The following is a 23,593-nucleotide window of genomic DNA, read 5'->3' on the forward strand; positions in this document are numbered from 1 at the left end:
TAAACACACCGTCAGAATTGCCGCCAACGCTAATCAGTTCGATGCCCGACGTCGTCAGACCGCCCGCGCCCCCGGCGTTCAGTACTTTAACGTTCGTGCTGCCGGAGGTGTTGCCCGCAACGATCATCCGGTCAGTCGGTGAGCTGTCATCGCCCAGTTGGGTGTTCATCACGAGATTACCGTTAGTGCCTGTGTAATCACCGTCCACTGTCAGGGTTTTGAAGCTCGCGGTATCACGCGTCAGCATACGACGCTTTGTGGCGGCTGGCATAAAGGTCAGCGTGGAGTCATTCAGCGTCAGGTTGGTGAGCTGAGAACTTTTGGTCATGTTCCAGGCCGAGCCGTCGGCCAGCGACAGGTTATTCACTGCATTGCCGCGGGTGACCATCCCGCCGACGAAACGCGACTGGTTAATCGCATTCACATCAACCACGGCGGAATCCAGGGCTTCAATCGTCCCGACAACGTCGATTTTCTGCGGGTTAATCGTCACGCGGGAGTCGGCGTTTTCCGCCAGAATGGCAGTGGCATCCGGGTCGTTGTAGTTAACCCCCATCTGTACCCCACCGTTCAGCGTGATTTCGCCGCCCTTGTCCGCACGGACGTAGTTCCAGCTCCCGCTGCGGGTGGTATCGACAACATCAATGTTCAGACGACCATTAATGTCGATTTTACCCGCCGTGAGGGCATCTTCTTTACTGGCCATAATACCGGAACCGGTCGTCTGTTGATGCCCTTGAGTATCCAGGGTAATGGTCAGGTTATTACCGGTATATTGCGAGGAGCCCATTGAATCGACGCCTTCAAGAACCGTCTGATCCGCGCCTGATTTTAACAATACTGACGTCGTTCCATGAGTGGTGATGTACGAATCCAAATCGATGTCATCAATACCATCAGATAGCCAGATACCTGTAGCAACCGCCCCAACGCGATTGGCAGTGATATCGACCGCGGTATCACCAAAGGCTTCAATATAACCCGCGTTAGCATTAATACCGTCTGCAAACTCATCAGCAACGGATTTCACGGTGGCATTCTGATAACGAATAAGCGAGCGGTGAGTGGAATTTGTCGATTCTGAAACGATCCCCACGGAGTATTCCGTACTCTTGTTATTAACAATCAGGTTTTCAGCGTTGATGAGGGTTCCTTCTTTCGCATAAATGCCAAAAATGTGTCCCTTCGCTCCGGTGATGGTTGCATTCACCGTGGTGTCACCGGTCAGGGTAATCACGCCGTTATTCTTATCAGCGTAAATACCCATGATGTCCTTATTATCACGTTTGTGGCTGATGTTTATGGTTAAATCATCAGCAATAATCGCGCCTTTTTTCGCAAGATAGGCATCGCTTGATCCGCCGACATTGAGAATGCCAACCGCGAACATCGTGTGATAATCATTGTCCAGCGCCAGGTCAGGGCGTCCTTCAACCGTACCCGGAATGTAATCCCCGACAAGCTGATTAATGGTAGAACCTGACCCCAAATTGATTGTGCCGCTATTGGCAACAAAGACAGCGCCAGAGGCAAGTGAAAAATCGCCATCTTCAAACTCGCCCATGCCGCTAACAATCGGTGTTCCAGCCGGAGCCGTTACCGTAATCGCGCCATTGTTTTCCACGAAGAGGGTGTTGTCTTCCCCTGCGACGCTGATAATTTTATAGCTACCACCTGCAACCAGGGCACCACTGCCGGTGATAATGCCATCATCTTCATCATAAATTTTTGCATTTACGTTATTTGTCATTAACAGGCTGCCGATCAACAGCGCCATACTGGTTAATTTAAATTCTTTCATATCCCTATTCGCTTTTTTTAATAGACAAATACAGCACGGAATAAATTATATTTCTCAACGCTGCGTTTTGGTTTCCAGACAGAGCGAAAGCAATTTGAGTCAGACGATATCTGCCGAATTCCTTCCAGTAATTCATTCGTGCAACAGTGATTTATTTTTCATGTTGCTGAATGGATCACAAATGAATTGATCTTACGTAACTAAAGAAATCAGTTAAGTGTGAAGTGAAATAATGGATTACAGATGAAATGACGTTAATTTCGCAACAGGTATTGCATATAATAAAAGAGAGGGGTTGATGTCATCTTTATGATTTTTAAAGAGATAACATGTCTTAAATTCGATTTAAGATTTATTAAGATGTTTCATGGCGTAATTTAAACTCATCAGTATCATGACAGACAAATAAACCGAACGGGTAGGAATATTTCCTACCCGTGAATTTTTAAAAATCTATTACCCGCTGTGCGTGAAACAAGTTCGCCGCATTGACGAATATAGTCACTTTAAGCAGTTGGTTACCCTGAATGACTACTTCAATATCGACAATACCCTCGCGGACTAATACTCGCTCCTGATGTCTTTTCACCAGCAGCATTCTCCCTGAGGTGAAGAAGCGTCATAACGTGCAGCGTGTCGGATGGCATTACCATCCGACACCGAAATGCCTAACGACGGGAACGAACGATCTGGTAGCGTCGGGTAAAGTACTCAAACGGTGCGCTCCAGACGTGAACCAGACGGGTGAACGGGAAGAGCAGGAAGATAGTCATTCCCAGCACCAGATGCACGCGGAAGATAAACGCCACGCCGTCGAGGTGGGCAGAAGCTCCGCCACGGAAGGTGACAACCGACTGCGCCCATTCCACCAGTTTCAGCATTTCACTGCCGTCCGGGTGCTGGGCGGAGAACGGTATTGTGCTTAAGCCCAGAATGCACTGAATCAGCAGAATGCAGAGGATCAGGATATCTGCCGTGGACGAGGTGGCCCGGACGCGAGAGTTGGTCAGACGACGCACCAGCAAGCCCGCGCCGCCTACCAGCGTCAGTACGCCGCAGATCCCGCCGGCAATCATCGCCATCTGTTGTTTCACCGCAACAGGCAGGAACCAGGCGTACATCCAGTGTGGGGTTAACATGCCGAACAGGTGACCAAAGAAGATCCCCAGAATACCGATGTGGAACAAATTCGACCACAGGACCATCCCGCGCTTGTCCAGCATCTGACTGGAAGACGCCCGCCAGGTGTACTGGCCGTAGTCATAGCGCAGCCAACTGCCAAGGATAAACACCGTCCCGCAGAGATAGGGGTAGATGTCGTAAAAAAAGACGTTCAGGAACTGTATCATTTCGGGCCTCCCGCGCTGACGTCGACGTACTGTGGCGCCACGTCCTGGCTAAAGCGTCGTTGATATTGCTGTAACGGCGAACTGTCACAGGCCGTGGCGTTATCTTCGATAAATTTCACCTGTTCCTCTTCCCAGACGGCATCCAGCGCCTGTCGGGTATCATCACGGTCCTCGGCGTTCACCTGTTTCGTGACACTGTCACTTGATAGTGGGCTGCCCGCCAGAAAAAGCAGGGCATCAAACAGTTGATACCACGGCGTGTCGCGCTGCTTTAAGCGCCCGCCCAGCAGGGCCAGAATTGGAGCGACGTTCTGCAAACCTTCGCGCGCTTCCGCTTCCGGCAGTACGCTCAGGTATTCCAGATACAGTGGCAGATGGTCCGGCAGCTCGCGACAATCAAGCTGTAGCCCGACTTTCTCGTACTGCGCCAGCAAATCGACCATCGCCTGACCGCGATCGCGCGATTCAGCATGCACATGCTCGAACAACAGCAGCGAAGTGGCGCGCCCTCGATCAAACACTTCGCACCATTCGGCCTGTTTATCGAGCAGCGGCGCGCTGAGCAGGGTTTCGGTGAAGTCGGTGAGCATCGGCGCATCGTGTCGCACCAGCGCCAGCGCATCGTCCTTACACTCCCACAGTTGCTCATCCGGATACTCCATCAGCAGGCCAATCACCTTGAGGATTTGCATCATTCCCCCTCCGCTTTGTCACGTACTTCGGTGATGTTGATCGCGTCAATACGGCTACTGTTGAACAGATTAAATTTGGTATCGGAGCCGTGGCATCCATCACCGAAAGAGAAGCCGCAACCGTTGCGCTCAGGGAAGGCATCACGCGCCATTTCACGGTGGCTGGTCGGGATGACAAAACGGTCTTCGTAGTTGGCAATCGCCAGGTAGCGATACATCTCTTCAATCTGTTCCACGGTCAACCCGACTTCGTCAATCGCACGTGTGTCGGTGACGCCTTCCACGGTCTGCGAGCGCATATAATGACGCATCGCCATCATGCGCTTCAGCGCCCGCAGCACCGGGCCGGTGTCGCCAGCGCTCAGCATATTGGCGAGGTACTGCACTGGAATACGCAGGCTTTCGATCGCCGGTAGTACGCCGTCGCTTTTCGGCAGTCCACCCGCATCGGCGTAAGACTGAATCGGCGACAGCGGCGGCACATACCAGACCATCGGCAGAGTGCGGTATTCCGGATGCAGCGGCAGCGCCAGCTTCCAGTCCATCGCCATTTTGTAAACTGGCGAACGCTGCGCCGCGTCGATCACGTTCTGTGGAATGCCCTGTTTAAGCGCTTCTTCTATCACCGCCGGGTCGTGCGGATTCAGAAACACGTCGCACTGACGCTCATAGAGATCGGTTTCATGCTCGGTGCTGGCCGCTTCTTCAATGCGGTCCGCATCGTAGAGCAGCACACCAAGATAACGGATGCGCCCGACGCAGGTTTCGGAACAGACCGTCGGCTGGCCCGATTCAATGCGCGGATAACAGAAAATGCATTTTTCGGATTTGCCGCTTTTCCAGTTGAAGTAGATTTTTTTGTATGGGCAGCCGCTGATACACAGACGCCAGCCGCGGCATTTATCCTGATCGATCAGCACAATGCCGTCTTCTTCACGCTTGTAGATAGCGCCGCTCGGACAAGTGGCGACACAGCTTGGGTTCAGGCAGTGTTCACACAGACGCGGCAGATACATCATGAAGGTGTTTTCGAACTGGCCGTACATCTCCTTTTGGATCTTGTCGAAGTTACGGTCTCGCGCGCGCTTTTCGAATTCGCCGCCGAGCAGCTCTTCCCAGTTCGGGCCCCAGATGATTTTGTCCATCCGCTTACCGTCAATCAACGAGCGGGGACGGGCGGTAGGTTGATGTTTGCCTTCCGGCGCGCTGTGCAAATGCTGATAGTCGTAGGTGAAGGGCTCGTAGTAATCATCGATTTGCGGAATGACCGGGTTGGCGAAGATTTTGGTGATGACGCCCATTTTGCCGCCCAGACGTGGTCGGATTTTACCGTTCACGTCGCGAACCCAGCCGCCTTGCCACTCTTCCTGGTCTTCCCAGTTTTTCGGGTAGCCGATGCCGGGTTTCGTCTCAACGTTGTTAAACCACGCGTACTCCATTCCTTCACGTCCGGTCCAGACGTTTTTACAGGTGACGGAGCAGGTGTGGCAGCCAATGCATTTATCGAGGTTCAGTACCATGCCAACCTGTGAGCGTATCTTCATTTTTTCGCCTCCTGTACCTGATCCCGACCTTCATCATCCAGCCAGTCAATGTTTTTCATTTTTCTAATCATGATGAACTCGTCGCGGTTGGAGCCGACGGTACCGTAATAGTTAAAGCCGTAAGCAAGCTGCGCATAGCCACCAATCATGTGCGTCGGTTTCGGGCACACGCGGGTGACGGAGTTGTGGATCCCGCCGCGCATCCCGGTGACTTCCGAACCGGGGATATTCAGGATGCGTTCCTGGGCGTGGTACATCATCGTCATGCCGGGCGGCACGCGCTGGCTCACCACCGCACGGGCGGTGAGGGCGCCGTTGGCGTTGAAGGCTTCGATCCAGTCGTTATCCTCAATGCCGAGCTCTTTCGCATCCGTTTCACTGATCCAGACAATCGGCCCGCCGCGCGACAGCGTCAGCATTAGCAGGTTTTCGCTGTAGGTGGAGTGAATGCCCCATTTCTGATGCGGTGTCAGGAAGTTAAGCGCTTTCTCCGGGAAGCCGTTCGGTGGGATCTCCCGCATTTCGCTGACGCTGCGGGTGTCAATCGGCGGACGATAAGCCACGAGGCTTTCGCCGAATGCCCGCATCCATTGATGGTCCTGATACAGCTGTTGACGACCGGAGAGGGTACGCCACGGGATCAGTTCATGGACATTGGTATAGCCCGCGTTATAGGAGACATGCTCGCTTTCCAGTCCGGACCATGTCGGGCTGGAGATGATTTTGCGTGGCTGTGCCTGAATATCACGAAAGCGAATCTTCTCGTCTTCTTTGTTGAGCGCCAGATGCGTATGTTCGCGACCAGTCATCGCGCCGAGCGCTTCCCATGCCTTCACGGCGACCTGACCGTTGGTTTCCGGGGCCAGAGCGAGGATCACTTCCGACGCGTCCAGCGCGGTTTCAATCAGCGGACGACCTTTCGCCGGGCCATCACGCTTGGTGTAGTTGAGCTTGCCGAGGAAATCGACCTCCGTCTGGGTGTTCCACGAAATGCCCTTGCCGCCGTTACCCAACTTGTCCATCAAGGGCCCGAGCGAGGTGAAACGCTCGTACGTCGCGGGGTAATCGCGCTCCACCACGGCAATGTTCGGCGCGGTTTTACCGGGGATTAACTCACATTCCCCTTTACGCCAGTCCTGGATGTCGAACGGCTGCGAAAGTTCTGCCGGTGAATCGTGCTGCAACGGCTGCAACACCACGTCGGTTTCTTGTCCCAGATGGCCGACACAGACCTCAGAAAAGACGCTGGCGATGCCTTTGTAGATTTCCCAGTCGCTTTTTGATTCCCACGCCGGATCCACCGCCGCAGACAGCGGATGAATAAACGGATGCATGTCCGAGGTATTCATGTCGTCTTTTTCATACCAGGTGGCAGTGGGCAGAACAATATCGGAGAACAGGCAGGTGCTGGACATGCGGAAGTCGAGCGTCACCAGCAGATCGAGCTTGCCTTCAATGGCGGAGGATTCCCATTCAACCTCTTCAGGTTTAATGCCTTCGCGGGAACCCAGCGCTTCCCCCTGAATGCCGCTCTCTGTTCCCAGTAAATATTTGAGCATGTACTCGTGGCCTTTACCGGAAGAACCAAGGAGGTTAGAGCGCCAGACAAACAGGTTACGCGGATGGTTCTTGCCGCTGTCGGGTTGTTCGCAGGCAAAACGAATATCGCCGGATTTCAACGCCTGAACGGTGTATTCCACGGGAGACAAGCCGGCTTTTTCGGCGCTGGCCTTCACCGTCAGCGGGTTGAGGTTGAGCTGCGGCGCAGAAGGCAACCAGCCCATGCGCTCGGCACGCACGTTGAAATCGATCAGATGACCGGTGAATTTCGAGGCATCCGCCAGCGGTGAGAGCAGTTCCTGGGCGGTGAGTTTTTCATAGCGCCACTGACTGGCGTGATTATAGAAAAACGAAGTGCTATTCATCTGGCGCGGCGGACGGTTCCAGTCGAGCGCAAAAGCCAGCGGTAGCCAGCCGGTTTGCGGACGCAGTTTTTCCTGGCCGACATAGTGCGCCCAGCCGCCGCCGCTCTGTCCGACACAGCCGCAGAACACGAGGATGTTGATCATTCCCCGGTAGTTCATGTCCATGTGATACCAGTGGTTAACACCGGCACCAAGGATAATCATCGAGCGACCGTGGGTTTTATGTGCGGTATCGGCAAACTCACGGGCGATGGTTTCAATCTGGAAACGCGGCACGCCGGTGATCTGCTCCGCCCACGCCGGGGTATAGGCCTTCACCTCGGTATAATCCTTCGCACCGTACATGTCATCCAGACCGCGATCGAGGCCGTAGTTGGCCAGCACCAGATCGTAAACGCTGACCACCGGACAACGGCGGCCATCGGCAAGCGTCAGTTGCTTTACTGGCAACTGGCGCACCAGTACCGGTTCCTGCTTCACGCTGCGAAAATGCGGGTTTTCGTTGCCGCCAAAATAGGGGAATGCGACGCCCAATACCTCATCATGCTGACCAAGCAATGACAGCGACAGCTCGGTTTCCGTACCCGCCGCCAGCGACTCAAGGTTCCATTTACCTTTTTCGCCCCAGCGGAAACCAATCGAGCCGTTAGGCACTACCAGTTCACCGGTGGTGTTGCAGGCGACCGTTTTCCACTCCGGATTATTACTTTCGCCCAGACCGTCGACCAGATCCGAGGCGCGCATCATTCGTCCTGGCACATAGCTGCCGTCTTCACGGGCGTCCAGTAATACCAGCATCGGCATATCGGTATAGCGACGGCAGTAGTTAAGGAAGTAGTCGCTGGGATTGTCGAGGTGGAACTCTTTTAAGATCACGTGGCCCATTGCCATCGCCAGCGCGCTGTCGGTACCTTGTTTTGGTGCCAGCCACTGATCGCTGAGTTTGGCGACTTCGGAGAAGTCAGGGGTAATGGCGACCGTTTTCGTCCCTTTGTAACGGACTTCGGTAAAGAAGTGTGCATCCGGAGTACGCGTTTGCGGTACGTTGGAGCCCCAGGCGATGATATAGCTGGAGTTGTACCAGTCGGCCGATTCCGGCACGTCAGTCTGCTCGCCCCAGGTCATCGGTGACGCGGGCGGTAAGTCGCAGTACCAGTCGTAAAAACTCAGGCAGGTACCGCCGAGCAGGGAAAGGTAACGGGTGCCGGCGGCGTAGGACACCATCGACATTGCCGGGATCGGCGAGAAACCGGCGACGCGGTCCGGTCCATAGGTTTTCACCGTCCAGACGTTGGCGGCGGCAATCAACTGGTTAAGCTCTTTCCAGCTGGAGCGGATGAATCCACCGCGTCCGCGTACCTGCTTGTAGCTCTGGCTCTTTAGCGGGTCGTTCATGATTGACTCCCACGCCAGCACCGGATCGGCATGGGTGGACAGCGCGTCACGCCACAGTTCGATCAGACGCTTACGCACCAGCGGGTATTTCAGGCGGTTGGCGCTGTACAGATACCAGGAGTAGCTGGCACCACGCGGGCAGCCGCGCGGTTCATGGTTAGGCAGATCCGGACGCGTCCGGGGATAGTCGGTCTGCTGGGTTTCCCAGGTCACCAGACCATTTTTGACGTAGATCTTCCAGCTACAGGAGCCGGTACAGTTCACCCCGTGGGTGGAACGGACAATCTTGTCAAACTGCCAGCGCTGACGATAGCTGTCTTCCCAGTCCCGATTGGTATGCATCACCTGGCCGTGACCGTCAGCAAAGGTGTCACCCTTTTGTTTAAAGTAACGGAAGCGATCCAACAGTTTACTCATGACATTTCTCCTGCTCCATAGGGTCTTGTAGGCCGGATAAGTCCTGGAGACCTGATAGCGACGCCGCGGCGTCGCTATCAGGCGTAAAATTCTTGCCGGATAGGCGCAAGCGCCTTATCCGACCTACAAAACATCGGTGAATATGTTGTTATTTTTGCTTCGGTTTACGGCGGCCATAGACCAGCCAGGTCACCAGCACGCAGACGATGTAAAACACCAGAAAGATTTTCATGGCACCGACGGGAGAACCGGTCATCGCCAGCGAACTGCCGAAGGCCTTAGGAATGAAAAAGCCGCCGACGGCGCCAATCGCGGAAATAAAGCCCAGCGCGGCGGCGGTGTCGGTCACCGCTTCACGCTGTGCCTGTTCGTCAGTGCCACCACGCAGTTTTACCCTGTAGATGGTGAGCTGGCGGAAGATGACGGCGATCATCTGGAAGGTAGAGCCGCTGCCCAGACCGGCGGTCAGGAACAGCCCCATAAAGACCAGATAGAAGGCAATAAAGCTGCCGGAACCGGAGCCGGGAAGTGTCAGGAAGAGCAGGGCCGAGAACAGCGCCATAAAGATGAAGTTAATCAGCGTCACCCGGACGCCGCCGAACTTATCAGAGATGACACCACCTGCAGAACGCGCCAGCGCGCCGATAAACGGGCCAAAAAACGCCAGATTGAGGATGTTCACGTCGGGGAACTGCGTCTTCGCCAGCATGGCAAAACCTGCGGAAAAGCCGATGAACGATCCGAATGTGGCCAGATAGAGCAGGCTCAACAGCCAGAGGTGAAAGCGCTTGAGCACCGGTAACTGAGACGCAATAGAGGCTTTGGAACTGGCAATATCATTGGTGCCCAGCCAGGCGGCAATCGTGGCAATCGCCAGCAGCGGCACCCAGATCCAGGCGGCGTTTGCCAGTGAGAGCAGTGACCCATCGGGTTGCGGTACGCCCTGAACGCCGAGGAAGGCGAAGATCGGCAGAAAGATTACCAGCGGCGCGACGAGTTGCATCACGCTGACGCCGAGATTACCCAGTCCACCGTTCACTCCCAGCGCGCTGCCTTGTTTCGATTTTGGGAAAAAGAAGCTGATGTTGCCCATGCTGGAAGCAAAATTTGCGCCAGCAAAACCGCATAGCAGCGCGATAATGATAAATACCTCGAAAGGGGTGGTGGTATTTTGCACCGCAAAGCCGAGCCAGACGCAAGGAATAATCAGGATTGCGGTACTAAACACCGTCCAACGGCGTCCGCCAAATATAGGCACCATAAAGGAGTAGGGAACACGTAATATTGCACCAGAAAGAGAAGGTAATGCGGTCAATAAAAAGAGTTGATCGGTGGTGAAATTAAAACCAATTTTATTAAGATTGACGGCAACGGCACTAAATAACATCCAGACGCAGAAGGCGAGTAAAAGGCAAGCGACTGAGATACAAAGGTTTCTTCGCGCTATGTGCTTTCCTTTATTCTCCCAAAATGCAGGATTTTCCGGCTTCCAGTCACTCAAAAGATAACGATTATTCTTCTCATTTTGTCGTGCCATATTACCCCTCACATGCACAGATCGTTCATAAAAAAATAAGAAATAGTCTGCGTAAAAGGGCGCTATACGCCCTTTTTAGAATTTATTAATGCTTTTAGGAATATTGATGAAAGGATAGATAAGAATGCGCAACCACGCGGAGCGAAGGGGGAATAACAGGTTGCTTAAGTGTTACCAAATGTAAATAAAAAGTATAAGTGATTAACATTCATTCGTTCAGGAAAAAAGCTCCAGCTCAATCATGCGATCAAGATGGCGATCAAACGCCGGATCGGCCATCTCCTGAATGCCGAGAACGTACATGCCATCAAGGCCACAGACCAGCGCAATCAGGCGCCAGGCGATGTCGGCAGGGGCGGAGGCGAGGGTGAACTCTCCGGCGGCGAGTCCGCTTTCGATAATTGCGACCGTTTCCTCGTGCCACATGCGCATGGTGAGGAGATAAGCGCTTTTGATTTCCGGGTCTTTATCCGCAAGGATCTGCGCTTCGCGCCAGAGCTTAATGTAGGGCTCGAATCCGCGATCATCACTGCCCAGCGCGGCGTGCAGACGTGTGCGCCAGGTGGCATCTTCCGCGACCAGTTCCGCATCCAGCAAGGTGCGAATCAGACGAACAAAAGCCTGTGATTTCAGTTCGCCAGCGGAGGTGAAATGGTGGTGGACTTGCCCGGTGGCCACTTTTGCTTCTGTGGCTATCCGTCGGACGGTCATGGCCGAAAAACCGTCTTCGAGCGCCACGCGCATGGCGGCCTGCAATATCACTTCGCGACGCTCATCTTTGTTCAGATAGCTCATATCCCCTCCATTCTTTGCGGAGAGGCAGTGTATCAACAAGCTGGACAACCGTTCAATTGTTACACGCTACAACTGAAGCGAGAGTTCCATCGCGGAACGACGCAGGGGGGCCAGCGCTTTTTCCTTCAACGCGGCGGCGCTCATTGATGACGCCGGCACCCCGACATTGAGGGCCGCCACCACGTTGCCACTGCGGGAAAGCAGCGGAACGGCCAGGGAACAGAGTCCAACTTCGATCTGTCGGTCAGCCAACGCGTAGCCCTGGATACGTACCCGTGCGATCTCTTCCCGCAGCGCCGTCAGGTCGCAAATCGTATGCGGGGTATAGCGGAGGAGCTGAGCGCGTGACAATGTCACCTCTAACTGTTCTTCGGGAAGCGCGCTAAGCAGCACGCGACCCATCGACGTGGCCCATGCGGGCAGACGGCTACCGCGTCCAATGTCGACGCTGAGCAGGTTATTCACCGCCGCGCGGGCGATATACAGTACGTTATCGCCATCAAGCGTGGCAGCAGAACAGGATTCGCCGAGTGATTTACCCAGATTATCCAGCGCGGCCTGCGCCACTTTTGCCAGCGGCGTACCGGCGAGATAGGCGTGACCCACGGCCAGTACGCGTGGCAGCAGTTCATAACTGCGGCCGTCGGGACTGTGCACCATACCCAGTGCCGCCAGGGTATAGAGACAGCGACGCACAGCCGCACGGGAAATCTGCGTTTTCTGGCTGAGTTGTGAAATCGTCAGGCGCTGACGTTGAGGAGTAAACGCATTCAGGACTTCCAGACCCCGCGCCAGGGACAGCATAAAATTAGGGTCAGACTTAGCCGGCGGGCTATTGATAACTATCTGATTTTTATCGCTCATTGAGTCCTTCTCCTGTGCAACGCAAATCTTAAACCGCATCAACTATACCGCGCGAATGAACGCGAGCCCGGGAATATCCCCATTTTCCCACCGGGATCACACTATTAACCTCAACGTAACAATCACGCTGATAATCGCACAACATTTCGATTATCGCCGTTGACCACCTCCATAGCACACACCTATTGTCAAAAGCATCGTCACCGTGGGTTATCACCGGTGGCACGAAAAGTAATGATATTTATGCTCAGGAAGAAACGAATGACTGCGACCGTTGAACATATTGAAAGCTGGGTGGTTGATGTCCCGACGATTCGGCCTCACAAACTTTCCATGACCACGATGGGGTGTCAGACGCTGGTGATTGTCCGGATCACACGTTCAGACGGGATCTGCGGCATTGGCGAAGCCACTACTATTGGTGGTCTGAGCTATGGGGTGGAAAGTCCGGAGGCGATTCAGTCCGCGATTACGCACTATTTCACACCTCTGTTGAAAGGCCAGCCTGCCGGGAATCTGAATGCGCTGACGTCGCGTATTCGCAGTGCAATCAAAGGCAACACCTTTGCCAAATCGGCTATTGAAACCGCGCTGCTGGATGCCCAGGGAAAAGCGTTAGGACTGCCGGTTTCCGCACTGCTGGGCGGCGCGCTGAATACCGTCCTGCCGGTCTTATGGACGCTCGCCAGCGGCAACACAGACAACGATATTGCCGAGGGACAGCGGCTGCTGGATGCCGGGCGGCATCGGGCATTTAAGCTGAAGATCGGCGCCCGTGAGCTGGAAACCGACCTGCGTCATACCCGTGCCATTGTGGAAGCGCTGGGGGATCGCGCCAGCATCCGTGTTGACGTCAACCAGGCGTGGGATGCTACTTCAGCGGCAAAAGGATGCCGGGAACTGGCGGCCATGGGCGTTGACCTGATTGAGCAACCGGTGAGCGCCGAAGACAACAATGCGCTGGTACGCCTGAGTCATCGCAGTGACGCGGCAATCCTGGCGGATGAATCCGTTGCCAGCCATTTCGACGGTTATCGTCTGGCGCAGCAGGGGTTCAGCGGCGCCTATGCGCTGAAGATTGCCAAAGCCGGTGGACCGGCCAGCGTGCTGAAACTGGCGCACGTTGCACAGGCGGCAGGAATCGGACTGTACGGCGGCACGATGCTCGAAGGTACCGTGGGTACGGTGGCATCACTGCATGCATGGTCAACTCTGCCGTTGCAGTGGGGCACAGAGATGTTTGGCCCGCTGCTGTTAAAAAATGACATCGTCAGCTTTCCGCTCTCCTTCGCCGATGGTTGTGTCACGCTGCCGCAAGCACCGGGACTGGGAGTCGAACTGGATGAGGAAAAACTGCAGTTTTATGCCCGCAAGCGTCGGGAATAACAGGAGAGACAAATGTTATTTAAAGTGGATATGACCGTGAATATTCCTTACGGAATGCCGGCGAATGAAATTGAAGAAATTAAATCACGGGAAAAAGCCTATTCCCAACAGTTACAACGAGACGGTAAATGGCGACATATCTGGCGCGTTGCAGGGCAGTACGCCAATGTCAGTATCTTTGATGTCGATGATCCCGAAGAATTACACCGGATATTAATGGCACTGCCGTTATATCCATTCATGGATATTCGCATCGAAGCGCTGTGCCGCCATCCATCGTCTATTCAGAATAACGACCGATAATATCAGTACCGCATGCCGGAAATGATCCGGCATAACCCTACAGACAATAATAAGCGAGACGCATTATGAGCCATTCTTTTATCCAACAAGATGACGTACAGAAATTATTGCGTGAAGGTGCCGGATTAAATGGGCCGGAAGGGAATGAACGTTTTAAATCGATTATTCATCGCCTGCTCGGTGATATTTGTACCCTTATTGATGATTATAATGTCACGCAGGAAGAATTCTGGCATGCGGTGAATTATCTGCATGAACTGGGCGGACGTCAGGAAGCGGCCCTGCTTGCTGCCGGTCTGGGTCTGGAACACTTCCTCGATCTGCGCCAGGAAGCGATCGAATCCCGCCAGTCATCAGAGACCGGTACCCCGCGTACCATCGAAGGGCCATTGTATGTGGCTAACGCACCGCTGGCTGATGGCTATGCCCGGATGGATGACGGCAAAGATGCTGGCGAAGTGATGTGGTTGCACGGTCAGGTCAAGGACGTACACGGACAACCGGTGGCCGGGGCGATTGTCGATATCTGGCATGCCAACACGCTGGGCAATTACTCTTTCTTCGATCAGAGCCAGAGCGACTACAACCTGCGCCGTCGCATTCGTACCGACGCTGAAGGGCGCTACAGCGTGCGCAGTATTCTGCCTTCGGGTTACGGTTGCCCGCCGGACGGCCCGACGCAGAAATTGCTCAATCAACTGGGCCGCCACGGCAACCGCCCGGCGCACATCCACTTCTTTGTCTCTGCGCCGGGCTTTAAGCACCTGACCAGTCAGATCAACCTGAACGGTGACCAGTATCTGTGGGATGATTTCGCCTTCGCTACCCGTGATGGTCTGATTGCCGACCCGGTGAAAATCAGCGATCCGGCGTTGATTCAGCAACGCGACCTTGCCGGTGAACATACAGAAGTCTGTTTCGACTTTACGCTGTGCGCGGCGCAACGTGCTGAAGAAGAGCAACGAATTACCCGACTGCGCGCTCAGGAATAATACGCGACGCCTGTCTGACCCATATCGTTTTATACCCTACATAATTTGAGCGCAGCCAACACAACTGCCACTTGAAGTATGACGGGTATATACATCCTGAATTATGCAGGAGGGATACACTCATGCAAAAAACGCTCTCGGCATTAAAAGATAAAATCACGCAGGCTCTGATTGTGGATCGTGATAATCATATTTATCGTTGCCATCGTTCGATATTTACCGATGAGCAGTTATTTAATCTGGAACTCAAACATATCTTCGAAGGGAACTGGGTATTTCTGGCGCATGAAAGTCAGATCCCGGAACCCGGTGATTATTTTACGCTGACCCTGGGACGTCAACCGGTCATTATTACCCGCGATAAAAAGAACGAACTGCATGCACTTATTAATAGCTGTGCGCATCGTGGCGCGATGTTATGTCGACGAAAGACGGGAAATAAAAACTCCTTTACCTGTCCGTTTCACGGCTGGACCTTCAGTAATAACGGCAAACTGTTGAAGGCGAAAGATGAAAATACCGGTGGTTATCCGGAGACATTCAGGCATGACGGGTCGCACGATCTGAAATCGCTTCCGCGCTTTGCCTCGTATCGCGGATTTCTGTTCGGTAGTCTGAGTGAAGATGTGCTGCCGCTGGAAACCTACCTCGGCGAGACCAGCAAAATTATCGATCTGATGGTCGATCAGGCTCCCGAGGGGCTGGAAGTCCTGAAAGGTTCGTCCAGCTATGTCTATGAAGGCAACTGGAAACTGGGGGCGGAAAACGGGGCCGACGGCTATCACGTCAGCGTGGTGCACTGGAATTATGCCTCAACCATGTCGCGCCGTAATTACGAAGCGGAAGGCACGCGGGCGGTGGATGCCAACGGCTGGTCTAAGAGTCTCGGCGGTGGCTACGGGTTTGAACACGGTCATATGCTGCTGTGGACGCGGGCGATGAACCCTGAAGTCCGCCCGGTTTACGATCATCGTGAGCGGTTAAAGGCGGAATTTGGTGAAAATCGCGCCGACCAGATGGTCAATGAGACACGGAATTTGTGTCTCTATCCCAACGTGTACCTGATGGATCAGTTTTCCACGCAGATCCGCGTGATTCGCCCCATCGCGGTCGATAAAACCGAAGTGACGATCTGGTGCTTTGCGCCTAAAGGCGAATCTGACCAGGCTCGCGCGCTACGCATTCGCCAGTATGAGGATTTCTTTAACGTCAGTGGGATGGGAACCCCCGACGATCTGGAAGAGTTCAGCGCCTGCCAGCGCGGCTATCTGGGAGAAAATCTGGCGTGGAGCGATCTCAGTCGCGGCGCGCTGCACTGGGTAGATGGTCCGGATGAACATGCGCAACAGGCAGGATTCAGACCGCTGTTGAGTGGTGTGAAGTCCGAAGATGAGGCGCTCTACATCGCTCATCATCATCACTGGCAAAACGTGATGCTCGCGGCGGTGGAAAAAGAACAGCAGCAATATGAACAGTCGATTACGCAACGCGTGGAGGTGGGCGGATGTTAACGCTTGAACAGGTTCGCCAGTTTCTCTACTACGAAGCGCGGTTGCTGGACGATCGCCAGTGGGACGCGTGGCTCAACTGCTATAGCCCGAAGGTAGTCTTCTGGATGCCCGCCTGGGGCGATGATGATAAAACCACCCGCGACCCACAGCGGGAGATTTCGCTTATCTATTATCCCAACCGGGATGGACTGGAAGATCGGGTGTACCGCATCAAAACCGAACGTTCCGGCGCCAGCACCCCGGAGCCGCGTACCACGCATATGATCAGCAACGTCGAACTGCTGGGCGAGAAAGAAGGCGGCATCGAGGTGCGCTACAACTGGGTCACTTACAGCCACCGTTATCAGCATACCGATGCCTACTTCGGCACCACACACTGCACGCTGGTTGAACAGGACGGCCAGCCGCAAATCATGCGGAAAACCGTGCGACTCAATAACGACTATATCCGTCAGGTGATTGACGTTTACCATATTTAAGAGGTGCTTATGAGTTTTACAATTGCCCTCAATTTTGAGGACGGCATCACCCGTTTTATTCAATGCAACGCCGGTGAAAAGGTACTGGATGCCGCTTACCGGCAGAAGGTGAACCTGCCGATGGATTGCTCCGACGGCGTTTGCGGCACCTGTAAATGCCACTGCGCCAGCGGCGATTACGCGCTGGGAGAGGACTTTCTGGAAGAGGCGCTGAGCGAGGATGAAGCCACTGCACGACAGGTGCTGACCTGCCAGATGATCCCCGCCAGCGACTGTGTCATTGACGTGCCGGTCGCTGCGGCACAGTGTAAAACCAGCATCACGACGACGCATGCAGATGTGCTGGCGATCAATGCGCTCTCTGACACCGCGATTGAACTGGTCGTACGCCCGGATACCGCGCTCCATTTTCTCTCCGGGCAGTACATCAACATTCAGGTTCCGGGGACGACGCAGCAGCGTGCCTACTCATTCAGTTCGCTGCCGGGCAGTAACGAAGGACGCTTTCTGATCCGTAATGTGCCCGGTGGGTTGATGAGTCAGTGGCTGACCCAGCGCGGACAACCCGGTGATACCGTTACGCTTAGCGGTCCGATGGGCAGTTTTTATCTGCGCCACGGCGAACGCCCGGTGCTGATGCTGGCTGGCGGTACCGGACTGGCCCCGATGCTGTCCATGCTGGAAACGCTCGCTGCGCAGGGGAGCCAGCGACAGATCTCGTTACTGTATGGCGTGACCTATGATGTCGACCTGGTCAAAACCGACGCGCTGGACGCCTTTCAGCAGAAACTGGCTGACTTCCGCTGGTTACCGGTTGTCGCCGACGCGCAAAGTGGTTGTCCACAGCGCGGGTTTGTCACCGATCATCTTAGCGAGGCGATGCTCAATCAGGGCGATGTGGATATTTATCTTTGTGGTCCGCCGCCGATGGTCAATGCCATCACCACGGCGTTACGCGAGCGGGGCATTACGCCAGCCGGATTCTGGTACGAAAAATTTATCGCCAGCCAGAGTGCGGCGGCGTAAGGAGCCTCTATGCGATTTAACGATAAAGTTGTGGCCATTACCGGCGCGGCGCAGGGAATTGGTCGCCAGACCGCTATTCAGGCCGCGCAAGAAGGGGCGCGGCTGTTGCTTATCGATCGTTCCCGCCACGTCCATGAACTGGCGGCAACGCTGGCGTCGGGTGGGTGTCAGGTGCTGGCGCTGGAAGCGGACCTGGAACAATGGGAAAGCACCGAACAGGTTTTTGCCGCAGGCGTCGCGCATTTTGGACAACTGGACGTGCTGGTCAATAACGTCGGCGGGACTATCTGGGCCCGACCGTTTGCCGAATACCAGCCGGATCAGATTGAGAAAGAGATCCGTCGTTCGCTGTTTCCGACGCTGTGGGGCTGCCGCGCAGCGCTCCCGTGGATGCTGAAACAGGGGCGCGGCAGTATTGTGAATATCTCTTCTGTTGCCACAGGCGGGGTAAACCGCGTGCCATATTCAGCCGCGAAGGGCGGCGTCAACGCGCTAACACGATCGATTGCAATGGAATACAGCGGCTGCGGTATTCGCATCAATGCGGTGGCACCCGGAGGGACCGACGCCCCGGCGCGTCTCGTCCCGCGCAATGAAGAGACGCCGTCCGCCCAGGAGCAGGCGTGGTATCAGCAGGTGATTGATCAGACCATCGACAGCAGTCTGATGCACCGCTATGGAACGCTGGCGGAGCAGGCGAATGCGATCCTGTTCCTCGCCAGCGATGACGCCAGCTATATTACCGGCGTCATCTTACCGGTTGCCGGAGGCGATCTCGGCTGATGTTGTTCTACCCGTAAGCCGACACGGGAGGTCGGCTTGCTGTTTTATTCCGCTGGATTGCCATCATTCACCGACGTCAAAATCATTCACAGATTCAATAACCCTCATCTTCGATAATCACGTAGCTGAACAAAAAGTTGGACATATGTTCAATTTTCCGTAGGATCGTGGAAGCTGGACATGTGTCCAGTTTGTATTTACAGGGAGCTTTATGTTTCGTCAGTGGTTAACGTTAGTGATTATTGTGCTGGTCTACATTCCTGTTGCGATTGATGCAACGGTGCTGCACGTTGCCGCACCCACGCTGAGTATGACGCTGGGTGCCAGTGGCAACGAGCTGTTGTGGATCATTGATATTTACTCGCTGGTGATGGCAGGGATGGTACTGCCGATGGGCGCGCTCGGCGATCGCATCGGCTTTAAGCGCCTGCTGATCCTCGGCGGGACGCTGTTCGGTCTCGCGTCACTGGCTGCCGCCTTTGCCCACACCGCCAGCTGGCTGATCGCCACTCGGGCCATTCTGGCAATTGGCGCAGCGATGATCGTACCGGCGACGCTGGCCGGGATCCGCGCCACCTTCTCGCAAGCACGCCATCGCAACATGGCGCTTGGCGTCTGGGCGGCGGTGGGGTCTGGCGGAGCGGCATTCGGCCCGCTGGTGGGCGGCATGTTGCTTGAGCACTTCTATTGGGGCTCAGTGTTCTTAATTAATGTGCCGATTGTACTTGTCGTGGTGGCGCTCACCGCGCGCTATGTTCCGCGTCAGGCCGGACTTCGCGATCAGTCGCTCAATCTGGGACATGCCATTATGCTGATTGTCGCGATCTTGCTGCTGGTTTACAGCGCGAAAACGGCGCTGAAAGGGCACATAGCTACCGGCGTTATCGCGCTGGCGCTGGTGAGCGGCGCACTGTTGCTGGCGCAGTTTGTCCGCATTCAGCTGGCGGCGAGTCGTCCCATGATTGATATGCGCCTGTTCACCCATCGTATTATCTTAAGCGGCGTGGTGATGGCGATGACAGCGATGATTACACTGGTCGGTTTTGAGCTGTTAATGGCGCAGGAATTGCAGTTTGTTCATGGCTTAACGCCGTATCAGGCTGGATTGTTTATGCTGCCAGTGATGCTGGCCAGTGGGTTTAGCGGCCCGATTGCCGGGATGCTGGTATCACGACTGGGGCTGCGGAAAGTGGCAACCGGCGGAATGGCGCTAAGCGCATTGAGTTTCTATGGCCTGGCGGCAACGGATTTCAGTACCCAGCAAATTCAGGCCTGGATGTTAATGGCGCTACTGGGATTCAGTGCCGCCAGCGCGCTGTTGGCCTCAACGGCGGCGATCATGGCGGCGGCGCCAGCTGAGAAAGCGGCAGCGGCCGGGGCGATCGAAACGATGGCCTATGAGCTGGGGGCGGGGCTGGGAATTGCTATCTTTGGTCTGTTGCTCAGCCGCAGTTTCTCTGCGTCGATTGTGCTGCCTGATGGTCTGAACGCCGGAGAAATGGAACGTGCCTCGTCTTCAATGGGTGAAGCGGTACAACTGGCGCAGTCGCTTCCCTCGGCATTGGCGGATCCTGTTCTGCTGGCCGCGAAGCAGGCTTTTACCTGGTCGCATAGCGTGGCATTAAGCAGCGCCGGGAGCATGCTGATTTTGCTGGCAGTCGGCATGTGGTTCAGTCTGGCGAAGGCCGCACGCGAGTAACTCAGTAGGTGAACTGGCAGCGGTTGTCCAGTTCTTCCACTTCCTTGCCGCTCAGACGAGCGTACTGACCTGTAAGCCGCCAGAATGCGGGTTGCGTTTCGGTATAAATCTCAGCGGCGAGGATCAGACGACGACGATCGACCTCGTTAAATTCGAGCAACGTCCAGGGAATGAAGTAGCGCTCAGTGTCGGTCAACTTGATCCACAACGGACATCCACAGCCGGAACAAAAATACCGTTCCCCGCGTGGCGACGATGCAAAATGCGCCGGGTCGGATGCATCGGCATCCATCATCGGCTGCCCACAGGCTTCCAGATACATCGCGATCCCACCGGACCATTTCTGGCAAATCGTACAGTGACAGGCGTAGACATCGAGGGATTCGAGGTCGACGGTGAAATGGCTCTGCCCGCAGAGACAACGTCCTGTATAGGTTTGCACGGCATTCTCCTTATGACCGATTCGATTTCGGGGGAAAAAAAACCAGCCCATCGTGGGATGGCTTTTGTACAGCTCAATTCTAAAAAATTAGAACTGATAGGTCAGGCCAACGGCAACGATGTCGTCAGTGCCTACACCAGCAGCACGAGTAAAGTTGCTTTCGTCGATCAGGTTGATTTTGTAATCAACATAGGTAGACATGTTTTTGTTGAAGTAGTAGGTTGCGCCAACATCAACGTATTCAACCAGATCCTGGTCGCCCCATGCACCCAGGTCTTTACCTTTGGATTTCAGGTAAGCCAGGGACGGACGCAGACCGAAGTCGAACTGATACTGAGCAACAACTTCAAAGTTCTGAGTTTTGTTCGCGATGTGATCATCACCGAACGGCGTCATGTTACGAGTTTCAGAGTAGGTAGTTGCCAGGTAGATGTTGTTTGCATCATATTTCAGGCCAGCAGCCCACACTTCAGCGTTGTCGCCGGAAGCATTCAGGCTGTTGTTACCGTAAGCAACCTGGTCATCAGTACGGTCAGATTTCGCATAAGCGGCGCTTGCTGCAAAACCTTCGTACTCATAGCTGGTGGACAGACCGAAGCCGTCACCGTTCGCTTTAACTTCGTCGCCACGATCGTTTTTACCCTGATACTGCAGGGCAAAGTTCCAGCCTTCAACCAGACCGAAGAAGTCGGTGTTACGGTAGGTTGCAACGCCAGTGGTACGGGCAGTCATGAAGTTGTCAGTCTGGGTCCAGGTGTCACCACCGAACTCAGGCAGAACGTCGGTCCATGCGCCAACGTCGTAAGCAACGCCATAGTTACGGCCGTAATCGAAAGAACCGAACTCAGCAAATTTCAGACCAGCAAACGCCAGACGAGTTTTGTTGCCTTTGTTACCATTCGCTTCGTCGTTGTTGCCTTTGAATTCATATTCCCACTGGCCGAAACCGGTCAGCTGATCGTTAATCTGCGTTTCACCTTTGAAACCCAGACGTGCATAAGTTTTGTCGCCATCATCGCCGTCATTGTCGGAGAAGTAGTGCAGAGCGGTAACTTTACCGTACAGATCCAGTTTGTTGCCGTCTTTGTTATACACTTCTGCCGCATTCACGACGCCTGCTGCCAACAGGCTAGTCACTGCCACTGCAACTAATTTAAGTTTCATTGTTAACAATCCTTATAATTTTCTTGGTGTGATTCCTGAACCATTGTCGATCGAATCATTTAATCAATGGCAAGCTATTTTTAAATTACGCAGCAGTATCAATTCAATAATAAGTTTCATGTAATTGCAGATTATTTCCATTTGTGTGATCCAGATCGCCTTAAGTCAAATCTGAGTCGCAGATATTCTTAGAAATTACCTTTCATGCAATATTTTCACAGGGGACTATATACGCGGAATTGGTTATTAATTGAGTTAGTTAACAATGTGTACTATATACGGGTTAATAATTGTCAAACAATGTAACCCACTGATTTATTAGCGTCTTGTTAGCATAAATTTAACATAAAGTTAAAGAGTTAACGCTCTTACTAAAGATGAAATAAATAAATCCGATTCCATTGATTAATACAGTTATGGTTGAGTGGTCAGAAAAATCAAATAAGAATTTTCTAACAAAAGATGAATATCCTAAAAATAAACGAGTGACAATTTGTCGTGCGAAGGTGAAGTCCGGGCCAGAAAGCGTACCAACCCGGTAGAGTGTTATGCGCGGCGTGTGGCCCACCAGCAGAGCAGAGAACCGATGCAGACCATAATGGCTCCCTGCCAGAAAGAGAACGATAGCGGGGCGCTCAGCAGCACGGCTGCCAGCGCAGATGACAGCACCGGAGTGAAATACGAACCAACCGCCATGATGGTGACATTCCCGTGCAAAATTCCCACGTTCCAGGCCGCATAGGCAAAGCCCAATGTCAGGGCGGCAGAGACCAGTTTTATCACCACCGGTGTACTGAACACCATTTCAGGTTGCGGCGTCAGAAAATAGTGGACCCACAAACTGAGTGCGGTCAGTAAAACAAAAACCGTGATGCCATTAAATCCACGCGCATATTTATTGGTTACGGTACAGTAGGTCGCCCAGATAAATGCCCCAAGAAAGGCGAGAAAATAGCTCAATGGACTGCTGGTGATATTGCTGATAATTTCCCCTGGATTCAGACCATTTTCGCCCCCCAGCACCCAACAAATACCGGTTATCGCGAGCAGTAATCCAGGAACGATTATCCAGCTGGTTTTTTGACCATTAAACAGAATCGCGAATAAAATAGTCAGACTTGGCCATAAATAATTAACCATACCGACCTCAATCGCCTGATGACGTGTGGCGGCATAGCCCAACGATAACGCCAGACATATTTCATAACTGACAAACAGCACGCTACCGGCGATTAAATAACCAACAGGAAAACGACGGATAGTGGGAAATCCCACGGTAAATATCAGTAACAGTCCACTTAATGAATAAATTGCCGCCGCACCGCCGACTGGCCCAAGTCCTTCACTGACGCCGCGAATCAGACCTACCATGGTGCTCCACAGCACAATGGCTATAAGTCCAATCAGCGTTGCTTTTTGTTTCGTCATTCCGTTTGCCGTTTCCCATGCCTTATCTAAAAAGAAGTCGAAATATATAGCACTTTTTTAG

At 53.9% G+C, this 23,593-nt stretch carries 19 protein-coding genes; 8 read left to right on the forward strand and 11 right to left on the reverse strand.

Annotated features, from left to right (window positions below; genetic code table 11):
- From AOY24_RS16820 to AOY24_RS16855, 8 genes are all read right to left on the reverse strand, one after another.
- Window positions 1–1,801, reverse strand: a 1,801-nt coding sequence (locus AOY24_RS16820; RefSeq protein WP_152967208.1) for an autotransporter outer membrane beta-barrel domain-containing protein, incomplete at its 3' end; no start/stop codon positions are given.
- A gap of 668 nt (window positions 1,802–2,469) precedes the next feature.
- Window positions 2,470–3,150, reverse strand: a complete 681-nt coding sequence (narI, locus tag AOY24_RS16825) for a respiratory nitrate reductase subunit gamma (protein ID WP_043000673.1) — start codon at window positions 3,148–3,150, stop codon at window positions 2,470–2,472.
- Window positions 3,147–3,842 (reverse strand): nitrate reductase molybdenum cofactor assembly chaperone, encoded by a 696-nt coding sequence (gene narW, locus AOY24_RS16830; protein WP_044257968.1) that lies wholly within the window; start codon window positions 3,840–3,842, stop codon window positions 3,147–3,149. The genes narI and narW overlap by 4 nt, the downstream gene beginning before the upstream one ends.
- On the reverse strand, window positions 3,842–5,386 hold the full coding sequence (gene narH / locus AOY24_RS16835) for a nitrate reductase subunit beta (RefSeq protein ID WP_043000675.1): 1,545 nt from the start codon (window positions 5,384–5,386) through the stop codon (window positions 3,842–3,844). Before narH ends, narW begins: the two co-directional genes overlap by 1 nt.
- Entirely contained in the window at window positions 5,383–9,123 is a 3,741-nt protein-coding gene (locus tag AOY24_RS16840; RefSeq protein WP_054177011.1) for a nitrate reductase subunit alpha, read from the reverse strand. Before AOY24_RS16840 ends, narH begins: the two co-directional genes overlap by 4 nt.
- 148 nt (window positions 9,124–9,271) lie before the next feature.
- Window positions 9,272–10,660, reverse strand: coding sequence for a NarK family nitrate/nitrite MFS transporter (locus AOY24_RS16845; RefSeq protein ID WP_054177012.1), 1,389 nt, complete (start codon window positions 10,658–10,660; stop codon window positions 9,272–9,274).
- 216 nt (window positions 10,661–10,876) lie between these two features.
- Window positions 10,877–11,455, reverse strand: a complete 579-nt coding sequence (locus tag AOY24_RS16850; RefSeq protein ID WP_054177013.1) for a TetR family transcriptional regulator — start codon at window positions 11,453–11,455, stop codon at window positions 10,877–10,879.
- A gap of 66 nt (window positions 11,456–11,521) precedes the next feature.
- Entirely contained in the window at window positions 11,522–12,358 is an 837-nt protein-coding gene (locus tag AOY24_RS16855; protein WP_161215637.1) for an IclR family transcriptional regulator C-terminal domain-containing protein, read from the reverse strand.
- Window positions 12,359–12,553: 195 nt separating this feature from the next.
- Between AOY24_RS16855 and AOY24_RS16860 the strand changes: the two genes are divergently transcribed.
- The 8 genes from AOY24_RS16860 (at window position 12,554) to AOY24_RS16895 (ending at window position 20,498) form a co-directional block, all read left to right on the forward strand.
- Window positions 12,554–13,705 carry a muconate cycloisomerase family protein gene (locus tag AOY24_RS16860; protein WP_235507532.1) on the forward strand — a complete coding sequence of 384 codons (1,152 nt, stop codon included), beginning with the start codon at window positions 12,554–12,556 and terminating at the stop codon, window positions 13,703–13,705.
- 12 nt (window positions 13,706–13,717) lie between these two features.
- On the forward strand, window positions 13,718–14,008 hold the full coding sequence (catC, locus tag AOY24_RS16865; protein ID WP_044257925.1) for a muconolactone Delta-isomerase: 291 nt from the start codon (window positions 13,718–13,720) through the stop codon (window positions 14,006–14,008).
- Window positions 14,009–14,073: 65 nt separating this feature from the next.
- On the forward strand, window positions 14,074–15,000 hold the full coding sequence (gene catA, locus AOY24_RS16870) for a catechol 1,2-dioxygenase (protein WP_043000681.1): 927 nt from the start codon (window positions 14,074–14,076) through the stop codon (window positions 14,998–15,000).
- 122 nt (window positions 15,001–15,122) lie between these two features.
- The gene (locus tag AOY24_RS16875) at window positions 15,123–16,511 is read left to right on the forward strand and encodes a Rieske 2Fe-2S domain-containing protein (RefSeq protein WP_054177015.1); all 1,389 of its coding nucleotides are present in this window, start codon (window positions 15,123–15,125) and stop codon (window positions 16,509–16,511) included.
- Window positions 16,505–16,990, forward strand: coding sequence for a benzoate 1,2-dioxygenase small subunit (gene benB / locus AOY24_RS16880; protein ID WP_054177016.1), 486 nt, complete (start codon window positions 16,505–16,507; stop codon window positions 16,988–16,990). The genes AOY24_RS16875 and benB overlap by 7 nt, the downstream gene beginning before the upstream one ends.
- Window positions 16,991–16,999: 9 nt before the next feature.
- The gene (gene benC, locus AOY24_RS16885; protein ID WP_044257928.1) at window positions 17,000–18,016 is read left to right on the forward strand and encodes a benzoate 1,2-dioxygenase electron transfer component BenC; all 1,017 of its coding nucleotides are present in this window, start codon (window positions 17,000–17,002) and stop codon (window positions 18,014–18,016) included.
- 9 nt (window positions 18,017–18,025) lie between these two features.
- Window positions 18,026–18,799 (forward strand): 1,6-dihydroxycyclohexa-2,4-diene-1-carboxylate dehydrogenase, encoded by a 774-nt coding sequence (locus tag AOY24_RS16890; protein WP_054177017.1) that lies wholly within the window; start codon window positions 18,026–18,028, stop codon window positions 18,797–18,799.
- A gap of 211 nt (window positions 18,800–19,010) precedes the next feature.
- Window positions 19,011–20,498, forward strand: a complete 1,488-nt coding sequence (locus AOY24_RS16895; protein WP_054177018.1) for an MFS transporter — start codon at window positions 19,011–19,013, stop codon at window positions 20,496–20,498.
- A 1-nt stretch (window position 20,499) separates the two neighbouring features.
- Here AOY24_RS16895 and AOY24_RS16900 read toward each other — a convergent pair whose 3' ends face one another.
- The 3 genes from AOY24_RS16900 to yddG all read right to left on the reverse strand — a co-directional run bounded on the left by AOY24_RS16900 (window position 20,500) and on the right by yddG (window position 23,532).
- The gene (locus AOY24_RS16900; RefSeq protein ID WP_043000687.1) at window positions 20,500–20,940 is read right to left on the reverse strand and encodes a GFA family protein; all 441 of its coding nucleotides are present in this window, start codon (window positions 20,938–20,940) and stop codon (window positions 20,500–20,502) included.
- Between the two features lie 87 nt (window positions 20,941–21,027).
- On the reverse strand, window positions 21,028–22,104 hold the full coding sequence (ompC, locus tag AOY24_RS16905) for a porin OmpC (protein ID WP_044257932.1): 1,077 nt from the start codon (window positions 22,102–22,104) through the stop codon (window positions 21,028–21,030).
- Between the two features lie 546 nt (window positions 22,105–22,650).
- Window positions 22,651–23,532, reverse strand: a complete 882-nt coding sequence (gene yddG / locus AOY24_RS16910; RefSeq protein ID WP_044257934.1) for an aromatic amino acid efflux DMT transporter YddG — start codon at window positions 23,530–23,532, stop codon at window positions 22,651–22,653.
- Between the last annotated feature and the right edge of the window lie 61 nt (window positions 23,533–23,593).

This window comes from Citrobacter sp. CtB7.12 (genome assembly GCF_001297795.1).
GTDB lineage: Bacteria > Pseudomonadota > Gammaproteobacteria > Enterobacterales > Enterobacteriaceae > Citrobacter_A > Citrobacter_A amalonaticus.